At 49.2% G+C, this 24661-nt stretch carries 22 protein-coding genes; 17 read left to right on the top strand and 5 right to left on the bottom strand.

Annotated features, from left to right (window positions below; genetic code table 11):
* Positions 1 to 329 precede the first annotated feature (329 nt).
* Genes DP091_RS05835 through DP091_RS05825 form a run of 3 tightly spaced genes read left to right on the top strand, consistent with a single transcriptional unit; the run spans position 330 to position 2893 of the window.
* On the top strand, positions 330 to 1592 hold the full coding sequence (locus DP091_RS05835) for a M20/M25/M40 family metallo-hydrolase (protein ID WP_113057462.1): 1263 nt from the start codon (positions 330 to 332) through the stop codon (positions 1590 to 1592).
* A gap of 24 nt (positions 1593 to 1616) precedes the next feature.
* Positions 1617 to 2414: a DUF3100 domain-containing protein gene (locus DP091_RS05830; protein WP_015736873.1), complete on the top strand. Its 798-nt coding sequence runs from the start codon at positions 1617 to 1619 to the stop codon at positions 2412 to 2414.
* Positions 2411 to 2893, top strand: coding sequence for a hypothetical protein (locus DP091_RS05825; protein WP_113057461.1), 483 nt, complete (start codon positions 2411 to 2413; stop codon positions 2891 to 2893). Before DP091_RS05830 ends, DP091_RS05825 begins: the two co-directional genes overlap by 4 nt.
* Positions 2894 to 3076: 183 nt before the next feature.
* On the opposite strand, the gene DP091_RS05820 is transcribed toward DP091_RS05825, so the two are convergent.
* Positions 3077 to 4561: an alpha/beta hydrolase family protein gene (locus tag DP091_RS05820; protein ID WP_113057460.1), complete on the bottom strand. Its 1485-nt coding sequence runs from the start codon at positions 4559 to 4561 to the stop codon at positions 3077 to 3079.
* Between the two features lie 172 nt (positions 4562 to 4733).
* Here DP091_RS05820 and DP091_RS05815 point away from each other — a divergent pair, with 172 nt between their 5' ends.
* Entirely contained in the window at positions 4734 to 5474 is a 741-nt protein-coding gene (locus DP091_RS05815) for a response regulator transcription factor (RefSeq protein WP_113057459.1), read from the top strand.
* A complete protein-coding gene (locus tag DP091_RS05810; RefSeq protein ID WP_113057458.1) occupies positions 5471 to 6871 on the top strand; it encodes a HAMP domain-containing sensor histidine kinase in 1401 nt (466 codons plus the stop codon). Before DP091_RS05815 ends, DP091_RS05810 begins: the two co-directional genes overlap by 4 nt.
* A gap of 105 nt (positions 6872 to 6976) precedes the next feature.
* Here DP091_RS05810 and DP091_RS05805 read toward each other — a convergent pair whose 3' ends face one another.
* The 4 genes from DP091_RS05805 to DP091_RS05790 form a co-directional block, all read right to left on the bottom strand.
* Complete coding sequence (locus tag DP091_RS05805; protein WP_113057457.1) at positions 6977 to 7957, bottom strand: hypothetical protein; 981 nt, start codon at positions 7955 to 7957, stop codon at positions 6977 to 6979.
* A 21-nt stretch (positions 7958 to 7978) separates the two neighbouring features.
* Entirely contained in the window at positions 7979 to 9121 is a 1143-nt protein-coding gene (locus DP091_RS05800; protein WP_113057456.1) for a DUF4179 domain-containing protein, read from the bottom strand.
* A complete protein-coding gene (locus DP091_RS05795; protein WP_113057455.1) occupies positions 9111 to 9689 on the bottom strand; it encodes a sigma-70 family RNA polymerase sigma factor in 579 nt (192 codons plus the stop codon). The genes DP091_RS05800 and DP091_RS05795 overlap by 11 nt, the downstream gene beginning before the upstream one ends.
* A gap of 143 nt (positions 9690 to 9832) precedes the next feature.
* Positions 9833 to 10264, bottom strand: a complete 432-nt coding sequence (locus DP091_RS05790) for an N-acetyltransferase (protein ID WP_113057454.1) — start codon at positions 10262 to 10264, stop codon at positions 9833 to 9835.
* Between the two features lie 166 nt (positions 10265 to 10430).
* Here DP091_RS05790 and DP091_RS31250 point away from each other — a divergent pair, with 166 nt between their 5' ends.
* The 12 genes from DP091_RS31250 to lacZ all read left to right on the top strand — a co-directional run.
* Entirely contained in the window at positions 10431 to 10589 is a 159-nt protein-coding gene (locus tag DP091_RS31250; protein ID WP_181469737.1) for a hypothetical protein, read from the top strand.
* Positions 10552 to 11301 carry an ATP-binding cassette domain-containing protein gene (locus DP091_RS05785; RefSeq protein WP_258394421.1) on the top strand — a complete coding sequence of 250 codons (750 nt, stop codon included), beginning with the start codon at positions 10552 to 10554 and terminating at the stop codon, positions 11299 to 11301. The genes DP091_RS31250 and DP091_RS05785 overlap by 38 nt, the downstream gene beginning before the upstream one ends.
* Positions 11298 to 12521, top strand: a complete 1224-nt coding sequence (locus DP091_RS05780) for a hypothetical protein (protein ID WP_113057452.1) — start codon at positions 11298 to 11300, stop codon at positions 12519 to 12521. The genes DP091_RS05785 and DP091_RS05780 overlap by 4 nt, the downstream gene beginning before the upstream one ends.
* A complete protein-coding gene (locus DP091_RS05775) occupies positions 12514 to 12894 on the top strand; it encodes a DUF2178 domain-containing protein (protein ID WP_113057451.1) in 381 nt (126 codons plus the stop codon). The genes DP091_RS05780 and DP091_RS05775 overlap by 8 nt, the downstream gene beginning before the upstream one ends.
* A gap of 10 nt (positions 12895 to 12904) precedes the next feature.
* The gene (locus DP091_RS05770) at positions 12905 to 13105 is read left to right on the top strand and encodes a helix-turn-helix transcriptional regulator (RefSeq protein ID WP_071223363.1); all 201 of its coding nucleotides are present in this window, start codon (positions 12905 to 12907) and stop codon (positions 13103 to 13105) included.
* Between the two features lie 359 nt (positions 13106 to 13464).
* Positions 13465 to 14673 carry an outer membrane protein assembly factor BamB family protein gene (locus tag DP091_RS05765; protein WP_113057450.1) on the top strand — a complete coding sequence of 403 codons (1209 nt, stop codon included), beginning with the start codon at positions 13465 to 13467 and terminating at the stop codon, positions 14671 to 14673.
* Between the two features lie 218 nt (positions 14674 to 14891).
* A complete protein-coding gene (locus tag DP091_RS05760; RefSeq protein ID WP_113057449.1) occupies positions 14892 to 16463 on the top strand; it encodes a response regulator in 1572 nt (523 codons plus the stop codon).
* Positions 16460 to 18250 carry a sensor histidine kinase gene (locus DP091_RS05755; protein WP_113057448.1) on the top strand — a complete coding sequence of 597 codons (1791 nt, stop codon included), beginning with the start codon at positions 16460 to 16462 and terminating at the stop codon, positions 18248 to 18250. Before DP091_RS05760 ends, DP091_RS05755 begins: the two co-directional genes overlap by 4 nt.
* A 184-nt stretch (positions 18251 to 18434) precedes the next feature.
* Positions 18435 to 19748 (top strand): ABC transporter substrate-binding protein, encoded by a 1314-nt coding sequence (locus DP091_RS05750; RefSeq protein WP_113057447.1) that lies wholly within the window; start codon positions 18435 to 18437, stop codon positions 19746 to 19748.
* Positions 19749 to 19988: 240 nt separating this feature from the next.
* Positions 19989 to 20804, top strand: coding sequence for a carbohydrate ABC transporter permease (locus DP091_RS05745; protein WP_258394420.1), 816 nt, complete (start codon positions 19989 to 19991; stop codon positions 20802 to 20804).
* Complete coding sequence (locus tag DP091_RS05740; RefSeq protein WP_113057446.1) at positions 20801 to 21622, top strand: carbohydrate ABC transporter permease; 822 nt, start codon at positions 20801 to 20803, stop codon at positions 21620 to 21622. Before DP091_RS05745 ends, DP091_RS05740 begins: the two co-directional genes overlap by 4 nt.
* 25 nt (positions 21623 to 21647) lie before the next feature.
* The coding region (gene lacZ, locus DP091_RS05735) for a beta-galactosidase, LacZ type (protein WP_113057445.1) at positions 21648 to 24661 on the top strand (3014 nt) is incomplete at its 3' end.

Genomic DNA, 24661 nt, shown 5'->3' with positions numbered 1-24661 from the left:
CTTGATGGAATATCATCAAGGGTTTTTGGTTCTTGATCTGTGATAAGCAGGGATATTAAATCTTTTACATAACCACTTTATGTTTACTTTTATTACATCGAAGCTAAAATCAGATATTTTTGGCGCTTTACAGAAAAATAGGTTTGATTTTTTCATAATGGAAAAAAATAGGGGTTGAATTGCAGACCATCTGCATCCTCTTACGGGAAGATCGAGTTATATCAAATTATAATTACCTCTATAGAAAAATAATATAACGTGATTTTTATTGACATAATGAAGAGAATTAAAATAACATAATAATTATTTTCATCACGAAGGAGGCAGCCATGAGCTTTAAAGAACAGTACGAAGAAATTGCAGGCGTTGGGCGGACCATATTCGATAACCCCGAACTTGGCTACAAGGAATTTAAGACCCATCAAACAGTGACCGAATTTTTGAAGAAGGTAAATCCGGATATCGAGCTGCAATCATTCAGTACAACCGGGCTTCGGACAACCCTCGGCAGCGGCAAGCCGCTGAATATCGCTTTTATTGCGGAGTTGGACGCCGTTTACGCTCCAACGCATTGGCGATCGGATAAAGAGACGGGTGCGGCACACAATTGCGGTCATTATACGCAGGTGGCGATCGCACTGGCTTTATACAAATATTATGTTGAATCAAAGGCGTACGAAGCCCTTGATTATAGCTTAACGTTTATTTTCGTTCCTGCTGAGGAGTATTTGGATCTCGCTTATAGGGACGAGCTGCTGGCCAGCGGTAGGATTTCCTATTACGGGGGGAAACCCGAAGCAATGAAACTCGGCGTGTTCGACGATATCGACATCGGGTTATGCGTGCACGCCATGGGTGGTGAGTTTGCAGAGCGCACGATCGAAATCAACTGCGATCTGGCAGGATTCCTATACAAGCATTATACGTTTACCGGAAAAGCGACCCATGCTGGTTTCGATCCTTTCTCCGCCAAAAATGCCTACAGCATGTCAACCCTGTTCAATGTGGCGTTAGGGCTCAGCAGGCAGCAAATGAAGGACAGTGAGAAGGTTCGCATGAATCCGATCGTTCTGGACTCCGACATGTCGACAAACGTCATTCCCAACCGGATTACGGTGGGCAGCGATCTGCGCACCCAGTCGGTCGACTATATGAAGGAAGCGGCCTCCAAGATGGACGATGCGGCCAAGGGCAGCGCACTGGCCCTTCAAGGCGAGGTCGAGATTAAGACGCAGATGGGATATTTGCCGTTCGTTCAGGACCGGTATTTGTCCGAATTCGTGATGGAGGCGTTCCAGGATAACGAGGAGATATCCCGTATTTGGAACAATAACGCCATCAGCGCGGCAGGAGATATCGGCGATCTGGCCTTCATGATGCCTTGCATTCAAATCGGCTACAGCGGTTTTACGGGGACGATCCACGGCGACGATTTCAAAGATATCGATCCCGAGTTTATCTATGAAGTGTTCCCGAGATTTTTAACCCAGGTGCTGGAGCGAATGAGCGGACGTATCGATCGGTCGAAGCTCTACCGTCGTACATTCGCCGAATACGAGCATCTCCTTGCGTCGATAGTTAGCCCCAACTAAGAACAGAAAAGAGGACATCATGGCATGAAGTTAAAACTACAGTATCTTTATTTGCTTGCATTCGTGCTCATTGTAATCGCGGTTGCCGAATTTATCGGCATTCAGTCGATCCAGGTGGGCTCCGTGAAAATAAGCCTGCTTCCGCTCGTATTCGCCATTTTGATCACGATGGTGCTCGGTTTGTCGATATTCCGGAAAGGCTTGATGAAGAAAATTTACAGCAAGGAAAACGTCGGCTTCTCCAGCAAGTATCTGATCTTTATTATGCTGCCGCTTATGGCGAGATACGGCGCCGACGTTGCCCCTAGATTAGAAGAAATCTTAAAAGTGGGCTGGGTATTCATCATACAGGAAATCGGCAACCTGGGGACGATTCTGCTCGGACTTCCCATCGCCATCCTGCTCGGCCTGAGAAGGGAAGCCATCGGCGCTACGCTTGGACTTGGAAGGGAAGGGGAACTTGCTTACATATCCGAGAAGTATACGCTCGACTCCGACGAAGGCCGCGGGGTACTGTCCCTCTATATTATCGGTACCCTGTTCGGGACGCTGTTCTTCAGCATTTTGGCGCCGGTCATGGTTGCCGCGGGCTTCTCGATCGAAGCGCTGGCCATGTCCTCCGGCGTCGGCTCCGCCAGCATGATGACAGGCTCTTCTTCCGCATTAATTGCGCATTCTCCTGAGATGACGGAGACCATTAACGGATACGCTGCTGCGAGTCAGCTGCTTACCAGCTTCCTCGGAACGTATACGATGGTATTTCTCGCGGTGCCGCTGCAGCGGTTTATGTACAAATTAATGGTCAGAGGTGAGAAGAAATGAGCACCGGTTTGAATAAATACGCAAAATACGCCCTCGTCCTGCTGCTTAGCGTCGGTCTTATTTTATTTACGGAGCAAATGAAGTTCATCAAAAACGGCGAAGGCCATATTACGTTGGGGACGATAGCCGGCTTGGCCGTGCTGTGGCTTTTTTCCTTCATTGGTGTTCTGATCTCGTCACTCATGAAAAAGACGCCGGTGAAATTCTTGCAGGACTTCCCGGTTCTCGGCTGGGTATCCATCGTTTCGCTTATCTGCTGCCTGATTTCGGATGTGTTCGTGGATGCCATTGCCAACGTCAACTTCTTGTCCATTACGACCCCGATCTTGGCGTTTGCCGGCATTTCCGTTGCCGACAGGCTGGTTGATCTTCGCAAAACATCGTGGCGCGTCGCCATCGTTGCGGTATTCGTGTTCACGGGCACGTACGTGGGAAGTGCATTGTTATCAGAGTTCGGCCTCTATTTGTCCGGTAAGTAAACGAATCTATTTCTTCATAACCCCGCCTGTTCTTTTGGACAGGCGGGGTTTTCATTTATTTGTTGTATATTATGCTTATTTAAAATTCAATTAATTCGAGAGGTATTATCTTCTTAAGTAAACGTGGAAAGGGGGCTTCATTCTGATCAGGGTGAAGCCCCCTTGTTCCAACTTTTATAGAAACTACGGCATGGTCACATGGGGCAAGCCATCAGCGACCTTTTCCAGCGAGACATTGGAATCACCTTTGACATAACGGTCGAAGAATGCGGATGAGAGCTCGTTAATGGAGCGGTGCATCTGACGAGGGGCAGCCCCTGTTGGCGGTAGTAATGGAGAGAATAGGTAAAAATCCGTGAAACTCATATGGTTCGCATGGGCGAATTCGACCGAGTATGCTTCTCCAGCCCCAGCCCGTTGTCGGCGATCCGCCGACTCGGCCCAAAACTGCTCGTAATCTTCCCGACTACGGCCGGAGGATTCCATTGCCTGGTCCAAGGATCGCTCGAATGCGAGGCGGTCTATGCTAAGCTCCGCATTCATCTGCATATATGGCTTCCCGTATCCGCCTTCAGGCACTGGCTGGCCGTAAAGCGTTCCGTCCATATTGAGGGCAGCTTTCACTCTGTTATCCGCCAGCAGCATCTGCGCTGCCGTGGCGCCGCCAAAGGAATGGCCGAACATGCCGACCTTATCCATATCGAGTCTATCGGATAAGATCCCTTTATGGTCCGATTCGTTAAGCAGCTCAATTTGATCCAATACGAATTTGGCATCTTCGACCCACAGCCGGCTCTTCTTCTCGTATGCATCGAAGCCCGACAGGTTCTCGAGTTTCAACATGGCTGTATGGTCCGGATAGACAACGGCGGCGGCATCATAGGCGTGATCGATGCCGACAACGACGTATCCCCGACTGGCCAATTCTTCAACCTGAAACGTGTTCTGGTTACGGAAGCCGGTCAGTCCGTGGGAGAACAACAGCACGGGATAACGATCCTGGTCCGTGGATAACTCCGCATCTTGCGTGGAATGGGGCTGCACGTATTTCAACTGACCTAACAACAACGGGGGAATGGAGATGGCCTGCTGTAAACCTTCAAGAACGACCGGGAGATGCTCTATATACGGAGATGGCCCGGTCCCTGTGCCCGGTGACGCAGGGTACCAGATTTGGATCATAAGCTTTCTGTGATCCGCAGGATCATCCGTGGCCGGCTCTTCTCTGCGCTCATCCTCGAGTACCATCGTGGTCGTTCCGACAGGATAGGGTCCTTGAAGTTTGGCAAAGGAGAAAACCGGAAGGAGTGACGGCAATGCAGCCGAAACGCCGATATACACGAGCAGAAGCAGTGCGGTAATCCAGCGTTTGATTGCTGTCATTCCGGCAAACTGCTTTGCAGGCTGGACCGAGGGGTGATCCTTCGAATGAGTGGACTGCCGTAAATGATAGAGGGCCAGTCCTCCTACAATTAGACACCCCGCATAGGCCGGGATCATCTGCCATCGGTAGCCTTCGGTTATCATCTGGATAAGGCTGAGGCCCCCGGACAGTGCGGCTGCCCAGAAGGAGAGATGTAGAGAACGCTTGTGTTTCCCAAAAAACGTGACGCAACCTATGATTAGCGCCAGATTCATGATCCATAATGCTGTTTCATATATACGCATAAGTATCCTCCTGTTTCATCGTAAAATAAGCTTATCAACCGGAGCTGTAGACTAGCTGTAGTCAACCTTACATAATCCTTACAATTAAAAATGGCTACGTCTGACCGATAATTACAGTGTATATTTTTATAAAGAGAGCCGCGGCTTTGCCGTATACATATGGAGGAACGATATGGAACAAGATACGAGACTAGTAAAAGAGCGGACGATCTTGATCGCGGACGACGAGTCGGACATCACGGAGCTGCTGAGGCTGTTCTTGGAGCGAGAGGGCTATCGCGTGCTGGAAGCTGTAACCGGACGGGAAGCATGGAATATATTGCAGTGCGAGCCGGTCGACCTGGCGGTAGTCGACATTATGATGCCAGAACTTGACGGCTATCAGCTGATCGCCCGGATCCGGGAGAATCACAGGCTTCCTGTCATTATTTTGTCGGCTAAAACCGGGGATGTAGATAAAGTTACCGGGCTGGGGCTCGGGGCGGACGATTTTATCTCCAAACCGTTCAGTCTGATCGAAGTCGTAGCGAGAATCAAGGCGCAGCTTCGTCGTTATTACGAACTGAAGGGCGCGGAACCCGCCCAGCGGTCGGAGACGTTAAAGACGGTGTGCGGACCACTGATGCTGGATCATGAAGCTTGCGTCCTTTACAAGCGAGGCGAGGCGATAACGTTGGGCCCGCTGGAATACAAGCTGCTCAGGTTATTGATGGAAGCGCCGGGACGGATCTTTACGAAGCGTCAAATTTATGAGAATGTCTGGAACGAGCCGTATCTGGAAGACAGCAATACCGTTATGGTGCAGATCAGCAGACTGAGGGACAAGCTCGAGGACGACCCTCGGGAACCGAGGTTTCTTATCACCGTTAAGGGACTTGGGTACAAGCTCGATCCGAGAGACGTGGCACCATGAGAAATCGAAGAAGCGTCCATAACAGCCTGATGATAAATTATGTCCTGTTTTCCGTCATTCTAGGGGTTATCGGTTTTCTGGTATATGAAAACATGTATGATGCCCGTGAGGAATATATAAGCCGGACACTTCCCATGGTTGAAGCGAGCCAGCTGATACGGAACGATTGGGAGAGCATCCCCTATGAAACCGTCCAATCCTTTGGCGGTTACATCCAGGTGCTGGACAAGAGCCTGAACGTTGTCTTTTCGCGGGGCAGCGGAATGGAGAAGGCAAAAGTCTCCTATACGGAGGAGGAGCTGCTCGCCCTGTTCTATGAAGGGAACGGGTCGGGCTATCACTCCCTAGCCCCTTTCGTTTCACCGGAAGGCCGGGAATACCGGCTGCTTGTTACGATACCTGGCGGAGCTGTGATGAAGGAAAGCCGTTTGGTGAAGACAAACGCCGAGATAACTGAAGTTTTCACCGGACTCCTGATTGAGGGATTTCTGTGGTTTGCCGCCGCATTTTTATTGAGTTTATGGTTATACGGCCGGATTACGGGAAGAAGGATCACGAATCCGCTTACGGACGTTTCCCGCGAGCTCGCACAGATTGCGGAAGGTAGGGGAGGGAAGCGGCTATTTTTTCGAGCCAATAAGGAGTTAATGGATCTTCAGCTTCATTTCAACCGGATGGCGGACAGGCTTGAGCAGGCGGAGACGGCAAAGCGAAGACTTGAAGAAGGGCGCCGCCGGCTGATGATGGACATTTCCCATGATCTGAAAACGCCGATCACAACGATACAGGGTTATGCGGAGGTGCTGCGGCTCGGTATGGAGCAGGACGAGGAGCAGCGCCTGAAATATGCGAACCGCATCCATGCCAAGGCGAGGTTTATCGCCTCGCTTGTCGATGACCTGTTTGAGCTAACCAAGCTGGAGAGCACGGAACTGTCATACGAGCGGAAGATAGGCGATTTAGCAGAGCTGTGCCGCACTGCAGCGGCCGATCTGTACGATTCGTTTGAACGGAAGGGAATCACGCTCGACATCCGCATTCCGGAATCGCCGGTCATGCTGTCTTATCACGAAGGTCTCATGCATAGAGCTATTTCGAATTTATTGACGAATGCCCTGAAATACAATAAGGAGGGTGCACATGTATGGCTGGAGCTGGAGGCAAGTGATGAAGGCATCCTGCTTACCGTGGGAGATGACGGTCCGGGAATATCGGACTCTGTGAGAGATACGGTGTTCGAACCTTTCGTGCGCGGTGATCAGGCCAGGAGAAGTGACGGCGGCAGCGGGCTCGGTTTAGCTATCGCACGAAGCTCGGTTGAGCGGCATGCCGGGCAAATTTGGCTTGATCCGGAGGCGGAGGGCACCGTTGTTCATATTCGATTGACCAAGACATGAGCGAAAGGAGCGAATGGGATGTTAAAGCATATTCATCGTTTCCAACTAGAAAGCGCCACGCAAAATAAAACTTGCGTGGCGCTTCGTATTTATTTCTGAAAATATCTATTTCGTCTCGAAAAGATAGAACTGCCCTTTCGAATTATACAATCCATTCACGGATGGTGCATTCTTCTTGGTAAACTGAACGACGCCCGGACGGTCTTTATCTTTTGAGATTTTGTAGTCGGACAAGTCCAGGTTTAAGACACCCTTGGCTACAGGAATCGCAGCTTGCAATAGTTTGTTTTCGCTATAGCTTATAAGTTTGTTGTACCCCTTGGTATATTCGGTTACGGAATCTTGTAAGCTCGTTACTTCTATTTTCGTGATTCGATGCGCCCCTTCCTCGATGTTTATGAAGACCGGGGTTTTAGGAGAGTCACCCTCGAATTGGAGTTCCGCGTGATTGCTGTCCTGTCCTTTAACATATGCTGCCTTCGTCAATTTCCCCAGGCTTATTCCATTGAGGCCTTCAACAGCGGCATTTGCAGCATCCAGCATGTCCTGAGATACGGATTCGAGCGGCATGGTGGACATAACCCGCTTGATTTCGCCATCTAACAGTGTAATGTAATGGTTATTTACGCTCGCAAACATTTCAAGTTTCCCCGAACCGGCATATTTGTAAAGGCTGACGGAATCGGGAAGCGTCTCCACGTTCAGCTCCTTGAGCACGGATTTGAGCGTCTGCTTGTATGTGTTTTGAAGATCGGCCCATTTTTGTTCCAGTTGAATGGTGTCCACTTTATTATTGACGATGTTGACGTAACCGTTTTTGACTCCCTTAATCGTCAGGGTCCAGCCTGTATCATTTCCGGTGCTCCATTTTTCCGCCTTGCTGAAAGCATAGCTTTTACCGGTTACTTCTTTAAGGCTGTTCTGTGCCTCTGTTAATAATTTGGCATCAATTTTTTTCAAAGATGAAACCGCAGCCGCCGAGGAATGAGTTTGGGCGGCGTGAGTATGACCGGTCAGAGCCGGTGTGCTGTTCAGCAAAAGGCCTGCAGCGGTCAGAATCGTCACCATTTTAATATGCTTGTTCATTTTTTCCTCCTATGATTCGGATCATTTATTCTGTTCTCCCGCAATAGGTATCGTCATTTCTAGAGCGGGGATATATTCCTTCTTCCAAGAGCCGCTGGCAGTTTTCCTCTCTTTCTTTTCCTCAAGCTCTTGTTCGATTGCATACCGAAACGGCTTAATGGTGAATGACTGCGCATCGGAAGGAAGGGGCTCGTACAGCATGTCGTAATGACGGTAACCTTGGTTCATATCATATCCATATCGGTCTACCATTCTAATTTCTTTGCCGTTCTGATCGACAATCTCAAAAAACATGGCTCGTTCATCCGGAGAACGGTCCTTTAACACCATTTCCAAACGGGTGGAGACAAGGGAACGCTCCATTTCTTCCAGCTTCCAGCCGATATCCCCCGACGATTTTTGCGCAGCGGGATACAGAGCATGGGTATCCGTATTTTGTTGCATCGGAATTTGTAGAACAAAAGGCTCCGGGATCCCCTCCAGTCTAACTTCCAGCGTCAAATCAAACGCCGCAGGCAGTGGAGGCCTACGGCTAACTCCGTCCAAGGATGCGCCGGTAATCGTCACGATGGCCGATCCGGTATCGCTGCCGGGGCCGATCTCCCAGGTGATGCCTCCTTCTTCTCCGTTCACGAACGCTTTCATCATTCCAAAGGAACCCTTGCTTTTTGGAAACGAATCTTCGTAATGGCTGCGGGCGTGAGGATCGTACAGAGAGGCAGGGTGCCCTGTCCCGTCCAGTTGAAGGGCAATGCCTCCACGCAAACCGTCAAATACGACCTGTGACGCTGTCAAGGTAAAGCTGTCGTGCGTGTCACGATAATGAGTTTCCATCGCCAACCCATGTTGTTCGGCTGTCTGCAATCCCAAATCCCCGGCGAGTTTGAACACATTATGCATCAGCGGAATTCGGCTTAAGGTTTCAGCCATCGCGGGGGAGATAAAGGCCGAGGATACGATGCTAATGCCTAATAAAACAGCGACTGTGCTTATGACCAAGGCTTTTCGAATGAAACTTCGATTACGTGATCTTCTGGTTAACGGGCCTTGGTTTGAAATATTTCTCTCGGTTGAGTTCCATACACGGTCATAAATATCCTGAGGGGTCGCCATATGATTGGCGGCACGGTGCATTTGATCTTTTAACTGCTCTTCAATGGACAAAGCAATCACCTCCTTCTTCGTGATCCAGGAGTATAGAGTGTTTACGAAGCTCTTTTAAAGCTTGGTGGTGCCTTGATTTGACGGTCCCCATGGGAATCTCGAGCAGTTCGGAAATCTCATTCATGCTGTATTCGTGATAATAGCGGAGAACGACGACAATTCGCAGCTTGTAAGATAAATGGTTAAGAATATCAAGCATTTCACGGCTTGTCTCGTTCAACATAATGACCCGGTCCGTCCGCGGGTGTTCAGGCTCGATTTCAAGCAACTTTTGACGCTCGAACAGCCGGAATTTCCGCCACTTTTTGCGTCTCCAGTCCTGAACCTGCCGGATTGTGATTCCGTGCAGCCAATTTCGAAAGGGACGACTTGAGTCATAGTTCGGAAGCGAGAGCCAAAGCTTCAAATAGATTTCATTCATGATATCCTCTATATCCTGCCGGCCGGATACTAGGAGTGCCACAGTTCGGTACACATTATCGACGGTTAGATCATAAACATACCGGAATGCTTCCTTGTCCCCCTCCTTTAGTCTTTGCAGCCACGGCGTTAAGTCTGAACCTTGCAAGCTTGCTCCTCCTTTAATGTGACCTCACCTATATATTCGCTCTGAGACATCAATAGGTTCAGTAAAAAAATACAGGCAGAAGGTGACCGAACCACTCCGGTCACCTTCTGCCTGTTTGAATATAAAGGCGCATGTTGCTATTTTTATCGTGCTTCCCAAGCCATTACGATTTCCGCCTGACGGGTATCCTCGTCGATGGTTTCTTCAACGACGGCAAAGCCGTTCCGGGAATAAAAACGAAAAGCGTTCCCGTTCTCTTTATATGCCTTGAGCTCGAGTTTGGGGCTGCGTTCCTTCACGAATTGAAGAAGAGCACGGCCATATCCCTTGCCCTGATGGCGTGGGTGAACGAACAAAGCGGCCAAGGCATGCTGTACGGTCGAAACAAAGCCGACCGTAACGCCCGCTTCCTCCAGCACATAGGTATCGGCCATTGGCAAATACACGTTTCGCATGTCCTGCTGCTTGGATTTCCAGTATTCGAGGGGGATGAAATGGTGGGCATCCTCCGATGCGGCCAGCCAAATGTCAATGAGGCTGTCCATATCCTTGTCGGTCATCAATCGAATTTGCATCGTATTCACTCCAGTGTATAAAACGTTTGCTACAGACATACGACCCGTATTGTAAAAGATTTCCTGACGGATGTCAATTCGTCATTCCATTTGACCCGCAAATCATGAGGTGATATATTTATCACGTAAAGTTACAAATATATCACTATTGAAAGAGGCGTTTGCGATGAAAATCATTCTCCGATTCACGATGGGACTGCTCTGGATCGGCATTGGCATTCAGAGACTTACCCAACAGTCGTACCCGCTGGCGCTATTATTTTTGGCAGGAGGCGTTCTTTTTGTATATGCAGGCTGGAGACGTTGGAAAGTCGGCAAGCAATGAGGGGGTGGATGGGCGGCATTTATTAAGCTTGAAGGGGTTAGCTGCTTGGTACCGTGCGGAAACAGACGCCGTCATCTCGAATCTTAATTTGGAGATCGGCCCCAATCAGATCATAGGTTTGGTGGGATTGAACGGGGCAGGCAAGAGCACGCTGCTCCATGTCCTGAGCGGCATTCACCGGCATTATTCGCTGGAGCGGCTACAGTGGAAGAACGAGGAAACTTCCCTGACAAGCCCTGCATTTAAACGAAACCGGTATACGGTGTTCTCGGAAGACGAGTCGTTTGAGTATTTTACGTTCGAGGAGTATGTAAGGCATGTGTTTCAATCCTACGGACAAGAGGTTCGTCACGATATCTTGGACGAGCTCGCTGCAGGATTCCATTTTCAGAAATACCGGAACGCATTCTTGGGCCAATTATCGATGGGCAACAGGAGGAAAGCCTACCTGATCACGGGATTTGCATTGCGCCCGGAGCTGCTGCTGCTGGATGAGCCGGTTAACGGACTGGATTTCGAAAGCACGGAATTTCTGTATCAAATGATGAACGAATACAGGAAACATGGGACGATTTTGTTTTCTTCTCACGTTCTGGAGAGTTTATGTCTAACATCAGACAGCATCATCATTTTGGAAGCCGGAACCATCCGTTATACCTTTTTGCAGGGAGACATGGATCCCGAGTTTATTAGAGGGGTACTAAACAAGTGATCTCGACATTTCATGGATTCGCCAAAAGGCTCCTGGGGTCAAGCTACGACCGATTGTGGAAGCATGCCGCAGCCGTAGCTGCTATCTTTGTGGCCATGAGCAGTCTGGATATCCATTACCAGGTATCCTTGAATTTATTCATGACGGCTATCTCCGTATTTACGTTCGGCATGGTGCTGAGAACCTTATCCTCGGACGATAACCGCAGGAAGCTGAAAGGGGCGTTCATGCTTCCATTCAGGCCAAGCAAGTTCAACGCAGCTTATTTTCTTGCGATAGCACTATATACCTTGGTCACTAAAACTTCGTACATCCTCGTATTCTACATGGCATTTTCGTCATTTACCGCTATGCATGTACCGGCATTTCTGCTGAGCTTCTTGAATGCGGGGGTGACCGCCTTCGTGGTATTTGCCCTGCTGAACAGGGGGAACAGGATTCCGGCCTGTTTCTGGATGCTGCTGCAAGCGGCGGTTTGTCTGCTCCATGAGCCGTCCTATCGTTTGACGGGATTGCTGATCAGCTTCATCCTCCAATGGTTCGTACTGCATCGGACAGATTCTTACCGATTTTACAAGGATTTGAAGACGACGGAGATCCATGGAACGCCGATTCGAAACTCTTCGTTCCTCCGGTATATAGGACGCTACCTATTCTCCCATAAAAGCTATCTATACAATACGATTGCATTATGCATATTTGCAGGCTTCATGGCGTTCATGCTGGAGCAGATGCACCTTGCCTCGTACCTGCCGCTTGGATTTGCGGTGCTATCCTTCAACACGCCGATCGGCATCCTGCTGTCGAGTAATCGCGGGCTTTACCGGAAAATCCAAATGCTGCCCGGCCAGCTTCAACGTATAGTGGTTCCGTATGGGCTGTTTATACTGGCAGTAAACTTATTCATATATGCGATCTACTTGGCATGCTGGTATCTATTTCATGGATCGGTGGAAATCATGTATTATGTACTTAGTGTGTTATTTGCCGCCCAATGCGCCATTTCGACCGTTTGGCTCGAATGGAAACATCCCATTTTCCGTTGGAAGGTGGAGAGCGACTTATGGCATCATCCCCGCAAATATGCCGTTCCGCTCATCATGTGTTTATTGGCGGTCACGGTGATAAGCATGGAGCCGGCCGTGTATATGATCGCTCTGCTGGTAGGGACAGAGATGGTTTTGATTTTTAACCGCAGGAGAGGAATCAGGAATGTATAAGGGACAGAAGAAGCGTTACGTACGAATCGGCAAGCACGGATGGCTGCTTGGTTTATTGGGGTTTAACGGCCTTCAGTATTTCAAGACCCATGATCCTTCATTTTTGTTTTACTTTAGTTTTTTCAGCTTTTTCAGTTTCTATTTCCATGGGAAGCTGGCGGAGGAGATGCCGGATGAGCGGTATTACATGAATGCCCAGAAGGCGCGGTCCATCACCATGTGGGTGCCGGCCGTATGTTTGTTTATCATCGGAATCGGCAGCATGTTTCCCTTCGGAACAAAAGAATTCATGATCATCGTGAGCGCAGCGGGTTGGGCAGCTACGTTTCTGACGTATTCCATAACTTTTTATTATCTGGATAAATATTGTTAGGTGGATGCCCATGGAACCATTCAAATGCAATTTAAAAAAGTACAGGCAGTTAGCGGAGATGACCCAGGACGAGTTGGCGGGCAAGGTCGGGGTTCGCAGGGAAACCATCATCCGTCTGGAGGCGGGCAAATATAATCCCTCCCTAAAACTGGCGATCGATATTTCGCGGGTGGTAGGAGCGCCCATTGAGGAGCTGTTTATATTCGACTAAACAACGATGATGCATTTAATGGGTCCTAGCTATCCAAGCGAATGCGTAATTTCTTATATCTGCACAAAAACTAAATAGTTCTTGAAAAAACTATTCAGTCATACTACAATAACATTTGTTCCCAGTCAGAAAGAGAAAGCATTATTCCGTTTTCACACGGACTCTCAACATGTTATGGATTCTCCGACCGATACCCCATGGTGAGTTGGACGCAGTTATTTCATAGATTCGTAGAACGGCTAATATTTGGATTATTTTAATATATTCATATATTTTTTGGGCTTTTTAGTATTTTCATGCAACCTTATCTTAATCTTAACGTCTGATATGTATATTCAGTCATAGGAGGAATAATATTCATGTATACCAATCAAAAGAAAACCGTCGCTCGACTCGTCACAACAGGTATGGCCTTAGCTCTACTCGCATCGCCAATCTCTTCCATGCTGCCAGGGCCGGGGCATGTCGCCGCTGCTGCGTCTGCTGTGGGCAAGTCTTCCCACAACCTGAAGCCAATATGGACGAAGACGTTGGGAGATCCAAGCAGGATTGACCCCCAGACGACATTAATTAAGAACAACTTATACTATACCGTTGGGAAGAAGTATATTGCTTTTGACGCGTTGGCAGGCAAAACCCGCTGGACGTATCCCGCCGCTGCCGTCTCACAGACCGTAACGGATGGCCAATCGGCATGGTTTACGGATGCGACAGGCCGATTAATCAAGCTCAATGCTGCAACTGGCAAGCTGCAGTGGAAGGTCAAAACACAATCCCAGCCAGGAAAGAAAGAGAGCTATGTGAACCTCAGCTTGCATGCAGCCGATGGTGTGATCTATGTCGGTGACGCGTATGGGCTGACGGCGTACAACGCATCAAGCGGGAAGGTTAAGTGGAAATTGAAGGGCAGCGCCCATGGATACAAACTGCTCCAGACGGGAAAAATCCTTGTCGCAACCACGATTATCGACGGAGCATTGACCACGAGCGGGTTACTGGGAATCGATGCCCAGAACGGTAAAGTAAAATGGACACAGACCGACGGTGACCATCAGGACATTCTCTTCTCGAATGACAAGTCGTTTTATACGCGTGACGTAACCGAAGGCATCGATGCCGGATATGCAGCGAACATTGATGAAATTAATCTGACCAACGGAAAAATTATGGCTACCCGATCCTATATACCCGTGGATTTCGTGGAAGACCAAAGTGCATCCGATGTCGTATCCGACGGGGAATATTTCTATGTCATTGAAAAGTATGATGACACTCAAAAGAAAGCTGTAGTCTCCCGATTCCCGACGGCTAGTCGTTCCAAAGCCGAGCCGGATCAAACCTATGCATTTGAAGCGGGAGTGGCCGAATGGTCCCTCGGGGATGCAGGCATCGCCTATGTAAGACTGGAAAACGGCAAGCTGTTTACGCTAGATACGAACAGCGGACGTACGCTGGCCTCTGCTCAATACAAAGGCACTCCATTGCCGACGCTTATCGGTCAAAACGTGCTGGTCGTTCAGCATGGTGGGCAGATCAGCGGCGTCAAGAAAGCTGCTGCCTCCCAGTAACGCATGTCAAATGTCAAACCTTGGCGTAGTTCCATACTTTAAAACAAAAAGTCGACCTAAAATGGGTCGACTTTTTGGTATGCCGTATCGTAGGTTGCAGTGTATGATATCTGTATGCCATAATCTTTGAGTTATTTAGATCATGCCGTTGAAATGAAGGTTGGCTAAGACATATCCGGTAAATCGTAAACGGTTACAAGGCTGCAAGGGGGGCAGGTATGAAACCATTATTCAAGATCATGATTGTGGATGACGAAATGCTTGTCAGGCAGGGGATTAAACACCTGCTCAATTGGGAACAGGAAGGATACCAAATCGTCGGTGAGGCTTCCAACGGTCTGGAAGCACTGAATTTGATGGATGAGGTGAATCCCCACGTCATTCTTACAGATATCGTAATGCCTGTCATGGGCGGGGAGAAACTGGTCAAGATTGTCAAGGAGAAGCATCCTCATATCGAAGTCATCGTGCTCAGCAGTTTCAGTGAGTACGATTACGTCCGGTCTACTTTTCAGAGTGGTGTAGCGGACTATATCCTGAAGCCAAAGCTGGAAGCAGATTATCTATTATCCATCCTAAATAAGACTACGGCCAAAATGGTCGCCATGAAGCCGGAGGATGATCCAAGCGCGGATCGAGAGGAAGGGCAGATCCTGCAAGCCATCGAGAAACTTATGACCGGATATGAGCCTGCGCTGGATCCCGTGTTGCTGGATTCGAAATTCCCTTATGGACAGTATTTGTTTTTTGGAGTGGAAATGAAGCACATGAAAGATTCCGGTGACAAATGGAGTTTCGGAAACGAAATGGAACGAGGGCTTCAGAAGCTTGCTTTGTCCGAGATCGTGTATATACGCTTGAAGTTTATCAACGATACGGCACTTTTTCTGCTCAATGTGAATCCTGAGCGGTGGGACGAGCTTGTTATTGAACTCCGCCACCTGATCTCGAAAATGGCACATTTTACGCAAGAGACGCATTTCGTTATCAGCCAGGGCTTCTCAGATTTTAAGAATCTTGGTGAGATTTATAATGGCAATTATCTGAGACTCATGCGATACGGCTTCTTCCTTGAGGATCGGGCTTTGATTGAACATGATCATTTACCGTCCCTCCCGGATGCGTATCTCGAGTATGACATGGGTGAATTCATGGATCAGTTGAAACGTAGGCAGTACCACAAGGCCTTCACAGGCTTTTTGGAGCACGTCCACTTGCGTTCGATGGATTACCGTACGGATATTTTCGAATTTAAATCATTTCTGGGGAATTTCATATTTAACGTGGCCACCACGCTTGGAAAAATGAAGGTCGAGACCGGAAGCCTGGAGAATGCCAAATACGATGATTTCCGAAAAATAGACGAAGCCAGGTATGCCGGAGAAGCCATTGCCGTTGTTGAAGCATTCATTCGCGAAGCAGAGCGTGCGATAGGCGAGACGACTACATCCGTCAATCCCAATATGACCCGGCTGCTCGAATATATTCAGGACCATTATGCCGATCCCATCACACTCACCGGGGTGGCCAGGCAATTTCACTTCAATGCATCTTATCTGTCGAGTTACTTCGCTGCCTACAATGGAGAAGGTTTTAGTGAGTACCTCAACAAGATTCGGTTGGAAAAAGCCATGGAGCTGCTTATTACCACGGAGCACACGATTTCCGATATCAGCGCAAGCGTGGGCTATTCGGATCAGAGCTATTTCACCAAGGTGTTCAAGAAGCAGACAGGCATCTCCCCGAGCCAGTTTCGGAGACAAGTCGCGCGGGAGATACGGGAATCATGATTGGACAAGCCATAAACAAGCTTAGAAAACAGGGGTTATTCCTTAAGTTGTTCCTCGTGACCCTCATCAGCATCGTTACCGTGTCACTTCTGACGCTGTCCATTACCATCAGTATGTCGGAAAAGTTATTTTTGCAGACATTCAGCATCACGAACGGCAAGCTGTTAAACCAGATGAAATCAAACCTGGAGTCCTATAATAACGCCATAGCAACCGGTGCCACCATGATCGCCCAGAATGCGGCAATCCGCAGTTATTTATCGGGCGGAGAGACGGAGGCCGTGGCGCTTGCGATGAAAACGTACCAGATGACAGAGGGCATGAAGTCGGTCCAGTCTAACTTTAGTGCTTATGACGTCGGCATCATGATCGTTGGAGCGAATGGGAGAAGTTATTCCACAGATCCTTGGTATTGGTCTGTCTCGGCCAAGGAACTGAAGGATCACCCGATTACAAAAGCGACCATGGCTCACCCTGCGCAAATCTTATACCAACTCTATCGCGGCGAGGATTATAGCGCAGACACAAAGGAGCCCATGCTCGTCGCATCCAAAGCTCTCTTTGATCAGTCGACCGGGAGAATGTATGGCACGCTATACGTGGTCATTCGCGACCGGAATTTTAAACCCTTCTATGCGAATTTTACAAGCGAAGGCAATGACGTTGTGCTGTTGAACGAGGATGGGGTTATTGTATCCAGCAACAGGACCGAGTTGATCGGGATGGCGGATGAGGGGCTGCTTCAAGAAGTCGTAACGGATCAGGGCGAGGGAGAGGACGATCCATCCGCCCATGTGATGGGGAACGAACGAATTGTGTTCTCGGAATACTTGCCGGAATTCGAGTTTTATTTGGTCAATATGATCGACAAGAAAGCCGTGACCGGACAGATGGTGAACGCTAAAGCAGTCACCTTGACAATCATGTCCATCGTTGCCATATCACTTGTCATTGTTTTTCTGATCACCCGGCGAATGACGCAGTCGCTCCGTGTGCTCGTCGAACAGATGTCGAGTATGCCGACAAGCGGATTCGATCATCATGTAGATGTTGCCAATAGCAGTTATGAAGTCAAGGAATTAGGGAATGCGTATAATTATATGCTTGATGAGCTGCACGATTATGTGGATCGATTGATGGAAACCCAGAAGCAGCAGCGAAATGCAGAGCTGGCCGCGCTCCAAATGCAAATCAATCCACATTTTTTATACAATACGCTGGCTTCGATCAAATTTCTGGTGCAGCAGGGCAACAAGGAAAAAGCCGCGGGTACGATCAACGCGCTTATATCGCTCCTGCAAAATACAGTCAGCGATATTCATTCCACCATACCTGTGCGGCAGGAACTGGAGACACTGAAGCATTATGTGTATATTAATCACGTGCGTTATGGTGAGAAAATACGCGTTCATTACTTTGTGGAGCCGGATAGCCTGGATTATCATATGCCCAAGCTCATTCTTCAGCCTTTTATTGAGAATGCATTCTTTCACGCATTCAACATCAAGGGAGAGGGAACAATTCTGATCATGATTGCGGTTCAGGAAGACCAGCTTGTATGTGAAGTTGTAGATGACGGGGACGGAATGAATCAGGAGCAGAACCCGGCGGAGGAAGAATCGTTGCCTGCACCGATGGGCAAACGCCAATTGTTCTCCGGCATTGGGATACGCAATGTGGATGACCGAATCAAGTTGATGTACGGTGAGAAATACGGGATCCATATTACAAGCAAACGCAGTGAAGGAACAAAAATCATGATTACGCTTCCATTGATCCAAAGCTAAAGATATTACAAGAACCTAAAGATTGTACCAGATACGACATGAAAGCGGAAACAGGATCCAATAATAGCACCAAAGCTAACAAAGATAGTGCCAATGAAAACGAATACAAAGTGATAAGATGGATGCGTAGCAAGGAAAACGCTTCCATTTTTTATTATTTCAGACTTATAAGGGGGTTTATACATTGAAAAAATTAATGGGCTTACTGCTGGCGGGAGTTGTCCTCTTGTCGGCATGTTCCTCGGGCGGCGGTACGGAAGGCGGGTCGGGCAGTAACGGCAGCTCTGGCGGTGAAGGCAGTGCAGCTCCCAAAGAAATCACGGTATGGGCTTGGGACCCGGCATTTAACATTGCCGCCATGAATGTTGCCAAGGAAGCCTACGCTCAAGTGAATCCGGATGTCACGATTCATGTGGTAGAGAATGCGCAGGCCGATATCGTCCAAAAGCTGAACACCGGGTTGAATTCCGGTTCCACGAAAGGCTTGCCTAACATCGTGCTCATTGAGGATTACCGTGCGCAGAGCTTCTTGCAAGCGTATCCGGATTCCTTCTACGAATTGACGGACATCGTGAAAGTGGATGACTTCGCGGACTATAAGATTGCCCCGACGAGCGTAGAAGGCAAGCAGTACGGCGTTCCATTTGACTCCGGCGTGACGGGAATGTACGTGCGAACGGATTATCTCGAGCAGGCAGGCTACAGTCTGGATGACCTGCAGGACATCGACTGGAAGCAGTACATCGAGATTGGCAAAGCCGTTAAAGAGAAAACCGGCAAAAGTATGATTACGCTCGATCCTAACGATCTGGGACTTATCCGCATGATGATCCAATCCGCGGGGGCATGGTATACGGCGGAAGATGGCCAGACTCCGACGATTGCTGACAATGCTGCGCTGCAAGAAGCCTTTGAATTGTACAAAGAAATGATGGACTCCGGCATCGTGAAGGTGAACTCGGACTGGAGCCAATTCGTCGGAGCATTCAACAGCGGTGAAGTGGCTACCGTGCCGACCGGAAACTGGATTACGCCTTCGATCAAAGCTGAAGCTTCGCAATCCGGTAAATGGGCGGTAGCTCCGCTGCCTAAGCTTGCGGCAACCGAAGGCTCTGTCCATGCATCCAACCTTGGCGGCAGCTCCTGGTATGTCATGAATGTAGAGGGTAAAGAAGCAGCTGCGGAGTTCCTCGCGAAGACATTTGCTTCCGACGCTGAGCTGTATCAGACGTTGAACACAAAAGTTGGGGTCATCGGCACCCTGAAAGCCGCCGCAAGCGGAGAAGCTTACGCGGCAGCGGATGAATATTTCCAAGGCCAAAAAGTCGTATCAGACTTTGCCGCTTGGACCGAACAAATTCCTAACGTTAACTACGGCATGAACACGTACGCCATCGAGGACATTATGGTCGTTGCCATGCAGGCGTATCTCGGCGGTAAAGATGTGGAAACCGTTCTGAAAGATGCGCAGGCGCAGGCCGATACGCAAATTCGTTAAACACACTCAGGCAGTATAACCAATGCCCTTGCTCCTTCTTCTCCTGTAAAGTGGACATCTGCTGAAGGAAGGGGAGCGAGGGTGTTATTATTTCTATCCATAAGAAATGGGATCAACAGAAGGGTGTGGAGTGGTGTGAATACAGAAAAAGCGAAGCTAAACCCGCCAATTCATAAGGGCCTGAACAGTCAAAGGCGGATACGTTTGACAGGTTGGTTCTTTGTTCTTGTGCCGGTTGTCATGATTAGTATTTTTTATTTCTATCCAATGGTTCAAGCGTTAATTCTATCCTTCAAATCGGGCAGGGGCAGCAATCTGCAGTTTGTCGGTATCGACAACTATATTCGCCTGTTCAGCGATACCACCTTCCTTACGGCCGTCAAGAACACATTTATTTACTTGCTCATTCAGGTTCCGGTCATGCTGGTGCTGGCGCTCTTTATCGCTGTGCTGCTCAATGACGATAGACTGAAATTTAAAGGTTTTTTCAGAACGGCTATTTTCCTGCCGACGGTAACTTCGCTTGTAGCGTACTCCGTCGTTTTTAAGTACATGTTCGGAGCCGACGGCATCGTCAATAAATTTCTGGTAAATCTACATCTCATCCAGGAACCGATTCAATGGATTACCGACCCGTTCTGGGCCAAAATCACGATTATCATCGCGATCACCTGGCGTTTTACAGGCTATAATATGATTTTTTATTTATCGTCACTGCAAAATATCGATAAATCCGTGTATGAAGCTGCACGCATCGATGGTGCGAATGCCTTCACGCAGTTTTTCAAAATTACGATTCCGCTCTTGAAGCCGATCATCTTGTTTACGACGATCACATCGACCATTGGAACGCTCCAGTTGTTTGACGAGGTGGTTAACATCACCAAAGGCGGACCCGGAAACGCAACCATGTCGATATCGCAATATATTTACAATCTTTCCTTCGAATACACGCCTGACTTTGGATACGCTGCTACCGTTTCCTACTCGATCGTACTCATGGTGATCATATTGACGATGATCCAGAACAAAGTTGGAGGTGACAAGAGATCATGAAAACCAAACGCGTGTTTACTTACCTGTTTCTAGTCATCGCTGCCCTGATCTCTATCTTTCCGTTTATCTGGATGGTTGTCAGTGCCACCAACCAGTCCGTGGACGTAACGAAAGGGACGCTGCTGCCGGGTTCGCACCTGGTCAAGAATATCAACAATCTGTTCAGCTCCGTGGACATGTGGCAAGCTCTCTGGAATTCCGCCAAAATTTCGGTGGTGACTACCGTGCTTTCACTGCTGGTAGCCTCAGCGGCAGGTTATGGTTTTGAGATGTACCGCAGCCGCGGCAAAGATATCGTATTTAATATTCTGCTAGCCTCGATGATGATTCCATTCGCGGCGATCATGGTGCCTTTATTTCAGATGTTTGCCAAAGTATCGGGGGTTGTGCCCTTTCTAGGCATTGATACGGCAGGGGCTGTCATTCTGCCGACGTTCACTACGGCGTTCCTTATCTTCTTCTTCCGTCAAAGCACCAAAATGTTTCCCAAGGATATGATGGAAGCCGGTCGCATCGATGGTCTGTCGGAGCTGGGCCTATTCTTCCGCATCTATATGCCGACGATGAAATCGACCTATGCAGCCGCAGCGATTATTACTTTCTTGAACAGCTGGAATAACTATCTGTGGCCGCTGATCGTGCTGCAGTCGCCGGAGAATATGACCGTGCCGCTGCTGATATCGAACCTGGGATCAGGCTATGCTCCAGACTACGGGTTGATCATGTCCGCCATCGTCATTACGACGCTGCCGACGGCGCTTGTGTTCTTTATGATGCAGAAGCAATTTGTCGCTGGAATGACTGGTTCAGTGAAATAAAGTTGTGAAAAATGGAGGGAAACAGATGAAACAGCAGGTTGAACGAGGAGCCGCGCCAAGTCTTGCGTGGTTGTCCGATCCCGGTGTATTTGCGGTAGGCAGGATGCCCGCGCACTCCGATCACCGGTATTACGAATCGATGCTCGAAGCTGAACAGCTTGGAGAGATGCCTTGGCGCCGCAGTCTGAATGGGAGCTGGAAGTTTAGTTACGCCCGTAATGCCAAGGAACGCCAAGCGGATTTTTATAAAACGGAAGAATCCTGCAGAGGATGGGATGATATTGAGGTTCCCGGGCATATCCAGCTTCAGGGTTATGGGCAGCCGCAGTACGTGAACACGATGTATCCATGGGACGGTCAGGAGTTTCTTAGACCCCCGATGATCTCAGAGGACCACAATCCCGTGGGCAGCTATGTGAAGTTCTTCAACGTTCCTGCCGGCTGGCGGCAGCGCCCGCTGTATATCTCTTTTCAGGGAGTTGAATCGGCTTTCTATGTATGGTTGAACGGGGAGTTTGTCGGTTACAGCGAAGACAGCTTTACGCCGAGCGATTTCGATCTCACACCGTACTTGACGGAAGGCGAGAATAAGCTGGCTGTCGAGGTCTATCAACGCAGCACCGGAAGCTGGCTGGAGGATCAGGATTTTTGGCGTTTTTCCGGTATTTTTCGCGATGTGTATCTGTACACGGTACCTGACGTTCATGTGCAGGATCTGCATGTTCAAACCGATTTGGATGAAACGTATGAACTTGGAACGCTGAGGGTTACCATGCAGCTGAGGGGAAAGCCGGCTTCGAAAGCAGCCCTAGAGCTCAAGGATGCAGCAGGAAATCCGGTGGTCCGGGGAGAGACCCATGCTTCCGGGGAAACGGCGTCGATTGCGTTGGCTGCAGGTAAGGTCAAGCGATGGAGCGCAGAAGAGCCTAATTTATATACATTGTACGTATCCGTCTATGACGCATCCGGAAACCTTGTGGAGGTCGTGCCGCAAAAGATAGGTTTTCGCAAATTCGAGATGATTGACAAGGTGATGCATGTAAATGGCAAGCGCATCGTGTTCAAAGGCGTCAACCGGCACGAATTCAATTCCCGCCGCGGACGCAGCATTACGAAAGAGGATATGCTGTGGGATATCAAGACATTGAAGCAGGCGAATATCAACGCCGTACGGACGTCGCATTATCCGAATCAGACGATGTGGTACGAGCTGTGTGATGAGTACGGCGTGTATGTCATCGACGAGATGAATCTGGAGACGCATGGATCGTGGCAGAAAATGGGGGCCGTTGAGCCGTCCTGGAACATACCGGGCAGCAGGCCGGAATGGCAGGATATCGTGTTGGACCGTGCCATTTCGATGATCGAGAGGGACAAAAATCACCCATCGATTTTGATCTGGTCTTGCGGCAATGAGTCTTACGCCGGAGAAGTCATTCGGAACGTTGCGAACTTGTTCCGGGAGAGGGACCCCAGCCGGCTGGTCCATTACGAAGGGGTGTTCCATAACCGGGAATATGACGATGCGAGCGATATGGAGAGCCGCATGTATGCAAAACCGGCGGAAATTGAGCAGTATCTGCAAAACGATCCTTCCAAGCCCTATATTAGCTGCGAGTACATGCATGCCATGGGCAATTCCGTCGGCGGATTGCATAAATACACGGAGCTGGAGCGGAAATATCCGATGTATCAAGGCGGCTTCATCTGGGATTTCATGGATCAGGTGATCGTGAAACATGATCGTTACGGCAAGCCTTTTATGGCTTATGGAGGGGACTTTAATGATCGTTCAACCGATTACAACTTCTCCGGCAACGGCATCGTCTATGCGAATCGGACATGGTCCCCCAAAATGCAGGAAGTGAAGTTCCTGTATCAGAACGTCAAGCTGACCCCGGATCGTTATGGCGTCACGATCAGAAACGAGAACTTGTTCGCTTGCTTGGATGCTTATGATGTTATATATTGCCTGAATTATGAAGGCAGGAATATCTACAGTGGGGCGGTATGCCATCAGCTTGGCCCCGGTGAAGAGCGATATGTAAAGCTGGAACTGCCTGAGGTGGGGCTCTCAGCCGGTGAGTATACGTTAGACGTTTCACTCGTGCTCAAGAAGGATTCGTTATGGGCGGAAGCCGGTTATGAAATGGCTTTTGGACAGTTTGTTTTCCGAGTGGATAACCCGTTGGCTGTTAACGATCCTGGCAATACGTCAGCGTCGACGGGGGAACGCCTGCAACCAGGTTCTGGGGGTTCGCATGGTACGCCCGCGAATGACTTCCGTGTAGTTGAAGGGGATGTAAACATCGGCGTTTATGGGCGTGACTTCTCCGTCATGTTCTCGAAGCAGGCAGGGACCCTGATCTCCGTCAAGTATTCGGGACGGGAGATGATCTCTTCGCCGCCGGTACCGCTCTTCTGGAGAGCGATGACGGATAACGATAAAGGGGCGGGACTGCCGTTCGACTCCGCGCTTTGGTATGCAGCAAGCCTGACCCGGAGAACGCTAAGCTACGAGCTTACCGAGGATTCGGACCGCGCGACCGTAACCTATGTGTATAAACTGAGCGTGTCCGAGGAAGTAAGGGTGCGCGTATCTTATACGGTGTTCGCTGATGGCAGTATTCAAGTAAAATCGGGGTACCAAGGTGCACCGGGATTGCCGAGGCTGCCGATCTTTGCTCTTACCTTCAAGGTGCCGGCGGACTACGACAACCTGGATTGGTATGCGAACGGGCCGGAAGAGAATTATATCGACCGTGCATTTGGAGCTAAATTGTGTCGCTTCCGGAATCGTGCGGCGGATAATGTTTCAGCATACTTGGTACCGCAGGAATCGGGCAATCGTACAGGCGTGCGGGAGGTATCCATAACCAGCGATCAAGGTCATGGAATCACGATTGAGGCGCCATCGGCAGCACCGGTAGAAGCCAATATATCGCCGTATACCGCATTTGAGCTGGAGAACGCGACGCATCATTATGAGCTGCCGAACGTTCACCATACCGTTGTTACCATTGCCGGGCGGCAAATGGG

Origin of the sequence: Paenibacillus sp. MDMC362, from assembly GCF_003269305.1 — a bacterium.
Classification (GTDB): domain Bacteria; phylum Bacillota; class Bacilli; order Paenibacillales; family Paenibacillaceae; genus Paenibacillus_AQ.
Note: the sequence above shows the minus strand (reverse complement) of the source record. Positions and strands in the feature narration are given on the sequence as shown.